A 3,337-nucleotide genomic window follows, 5' to 3' on the forward strand; every position below is an offset into this window, starting at 1 on the left:
CGGGACGGCGGCCCGCCACCTCGGACCTCGGCCTGGATTCGGTGGGGCTCACCGAGGGCGGCGACCTGACCGTCGATGACAGCGGGCTCGTGCGCGGGGTGTCGGGCCGGTGGTTGTACGCGGCCGGTGACGTGACCGGGCGGGCCCCGCTGACACACCAGGGGAAGTACGACGCCCGGGTCGTGGGGGACGTGGTGGCGGCCCGTGCTTCGGGGCTGGGCGAGGCCGACCAGCCCGGACCGTGGACGCGGTACCGGGCCTCGGCGGACCACGTCGCGGTACCGCAGGTGGTCTTCACCGACCCCGAGGTGGCGAGCGTGGGACGCACCGAACGGGAGGCGCGGAACGCGGGCCTGGCGGTGCGGGTGGTGGAACTGGACATCGCCGTCGGCGGTTCCGCACTGCACGCCGCGAACTACCGGGGCACCGCGAAGATCGTGGTCGACGAGGACCGGCGGGTGTTGGTCGGTGCCACCTTCGCCGGGTACGACGTGGCGGAACTGCTGCACGCCGCCACGGTGGCCGTGGTGGGTGAGGTCCCCCTGGACCGCCTGTGGCACGCGGTGCCCGCCTATCCCACCATCAGCGAGGTGTGGCTGCGGCTGCTGGAGGGCTACGGTCTCTGACCGGCGTGCCGCATCCCTCGGGGGTTCCCGCCTCGTCGCCACCGCGCGGCCCGGCGCCGGACGCCGGCCCTGTCGGGCGCACGGGACGGAAGCGGGTTCCGGGGGTCGACGTCTCGACGTCCAGTGGTCAGCGCAGGTCCACCCGCAGCGCGTTCCTGGCGGCGGCCAGCAGGGTCGCGTCCTGCGGGTCCGCCCCGCCCTCGGACCACACGGCCTGGGCGATGCGGACCTCCGTCCCGTCCCGCGAGGTGACGAAGGCCGCGCCGTGGAAGTCGTCGGGGCCCGTCGGCCACTCGTGCCCGGCGCTCAGCAGGTCGTCCACACCGCCGCGACCGGGGGACTCGACGAGGTCCTGGAAGGCGCCGGCGGTGCCCTCGTCGGCGAAGGTGGCCACGGCGAGGGACACCCCGACGGCTCGGCCGTTGACCGAGAGGTCGAGGAGGCCCCGGGAGAGTGACGAGCAGTCGTGTTCCCGCAACCAGGTCCGCACGTCCCCGAACGCGTTGGCGGCGCAACCGGTGTCCGACTCGGCGACCACCTCCCGGTACTCGGCGGTGTTCTCGCCGGCCGAGCTCTCGGGCTGGTCGGCGACGTCGTCCTGGCCCGAGCCCGTGACGGCGAGGACCACTGCTCCGCCGGCGAGGACCCCGACCCCGACGACGGCGGCCGCCCAGCCCTGCCAGGTGAGCCTGGTGCGGCCGGTGGTGGGGCGGTGCGGGCCGCTGCTCGGGGGAGCTTCCCGGGTGGTGCCGGCCGTTCCCGTCCGCGACCGGCCGGCCTGAGCGGTGCCCGATGAGGAGGGGGCCGCCCCGAAACCCTCTCGTGCCAGGTCCTCCTCCGTCAGCCCGGTCAGGTCCGCCATGCCGGCGGCCGGGCTCGATCCGGCCGGGAAGAGCAGGTCGAGGATGCGTCTGGCGTCGGCCGGTGAGCACGGCGCGGGGTGGTCGGCCAGCTCCCGCGCCGCTTCGAGAACCGTGGCCGGGCTGGGGTGGAACACCCGGACCCCGCTGTCGCGGTCGGACGGGGTCTGTTCCACCCGCTCGACGAACGGTCCGATGGCGATCAGGGTGCGGACCGGCGGCACGGTGCCGGGCAGGTGGCTCAGGCGGGACCGGATCTCGGCGGTGAGCGTCCGCGCGGTGGCCGCCGGGTGCGGGCCTCCGGCCGCGCCCGGCAGTGGGGTGCCGTCCAGGGACCACGGGGCGTCCAGGGGCGCGCGCAGCACCTGGGCCGGTTCGGGCAGATCGACACCGACGACCACCAGGACCGCCCCGGGCAACACCAGGACCGCCTCGACCTGGCCGGCGGACCCGGCCGGATGTCCACCGAGGACTCCGACGCCGCCGAGCAGGGCGCGGCCCGTTCCACAGGCGACGAGAGCCGCTCGCAGGTCGTTGCCGACGGCGCTGACGGGTTCGCCCAGTCTGACCAGCCTCACGAGGCCACCTCCTCGGACGTCGTTCTCCCGCCGCGGCCTCGCGCGGGCCGTCTCACGGTAACGCTGACATGAGGGTCGTTCACGTTACTGTCCGGTATTCCGTTCTCTGTGGTCGTGATCACTGGTTCGAAAGTCAATCACCGGGGTACTCGGGCCACCAGAGGGTGCGGCGGCCGGGGACGCTTCGACCGTGCCGCACGGCCCCCCGATCGCGACTCGTGTGGCGGACACTGCGCCGTCCGGTGCAGAATGACCGAGCGGTTAGGCCATCGGTGTGGTCCAACGCCGGCTCGAAGAGGTCGTAGGGGAAGACGTCCCTCGTCGAGCAGCGGAGGTCAGCAGTGAGCACCAGTGGCAGCACCAGTGGCGTCATCTACGTCCACTCGTCGCCGTCCGCGGTCTGCCCGCACGTCGAGTGGGCGCTGTCGGGCGCGCTCGGTGGTCGGGTGGAACTGCGGTGGACGGCGCAGCCGGCCGTCGCCGGTCAGCTGCGCGCCGAGCACGAGTGGACCGGGGCGGCCGGCACGGCCGGTCGTCTGGTCACCGCGCTGCGCGCGTGGCCGATGCTCCGGTTCGAGGTCACCGAGGACCCCAGCCGGCACGTGGACGGTGAACGGTTCTGCTACGTCCCGGGCCTCGGCCTGTGGCGCGCCCGGACCAGCGCCAACGGTGACATCATGGTCACCGAGGACCAGTTGCGGACCATGACGGCGCTCAGCGATTCCCCGGAGCGCTTCAACCACCGGGTCGGTGAGGTGCTGGGCACCGCGTGGGACGACGCCCTGGAACCGTTCCGCCGGGCGGCCGACGGCGCCGGTGTGCGCTGGCTGCACCGGGTCGGTTGAGCGCCAGCCCACCACGCGAGCAGCAACCCGACTCCCGCGACCACGCGGGCTCCCGGCCGCCGACGCGGCGGGCGGCGCGAGCCCCCGGCCCTCCCCGCCTGGCCGGACCTCGGCGTGACGAGCCGCCGCCGCGACCTGGCTCCCACCCCGGCACCCCGCCTGCCCCTCACAACCGGCCGGACGCGCGGCACGACCCCTGACGACCGCTCCCAGGCCACGGGATCGACCGGTGGTCCCCCTGCGCCGCCACCTCCCGGCACCGCACGCCCGTCCCGGCAGCCCGTCCCGGCGGTGCGCCGGTGGTGGCCCGAGGTCACCCAGCCGCGCAGGTGCCCGGCGGACCCGGGACCACGCCGTTCCAGGAACCTCCGCAAAGGGAGTTCGGGGCCCACCCCGGTTCCGCCCCGCCACCGGTGAGGGGTGCACCG

2 protein-coding genes and 1 pseudogene are annotated in these 3,337 nt (G+C 74.8%); 2 read left to right on the forward strand and 1 reads right to left on the reverse strand.

The features are described from left to right. Positions 1-626: pseudogene (locus tag ACTIDRAF_RS0223780) on the forward strand (pyridine nucleotide-disulfide oxidoreductase); the annotation flags it as partial. Positions 627-753: 127 nt separating this feature from the next. Here ACTIDRAF_RS0223780 and ACTIDRAF_RS0223785 read toward each other — a convergent pair. Continuing rightward, a complete protein-coding gene (locus tag ACTIDRAF_RS0223785) occupies positions 754-2,064 on the reverse strand; it encodes a hypothetical protein (RefSeq protein ID WP_016701187.1) in 1,311 nt (436 codons plus the stop codon). Between the two features lie 341 nt (positions 2,065-2,405). On the opposite strand from ACTIDRAF_RS0223785, the gene ACTIDRAF_RS0223790 reads away from it, so the two are divergent. Beyond that, a complete protein-coding gene (locus ACTIDRAF_RS0223790; RefSeq protein WP_016701188.1) occupies positions 2,406-2,909 on the forward strand; it encodes a DUF3145 domain-containing protein in 504 nt (167 codons plus the stop codon). The last annotated feature ends 428 nt before the right edge of the window (positions 2,910-3,337 follow it).

The sequence above is a fragment of the Actinoalloteichus spitiensis RMV-1378 genome (genome assembly GCF_000239155.1).
Classification (GTDB): Bacteria; Actinomycetota; Actinomycetes; order Mycobacteriales; family Pseudonocardiaceae; genus Actinoalloteichus_B; species Actinoalloteichus_B spitiensis.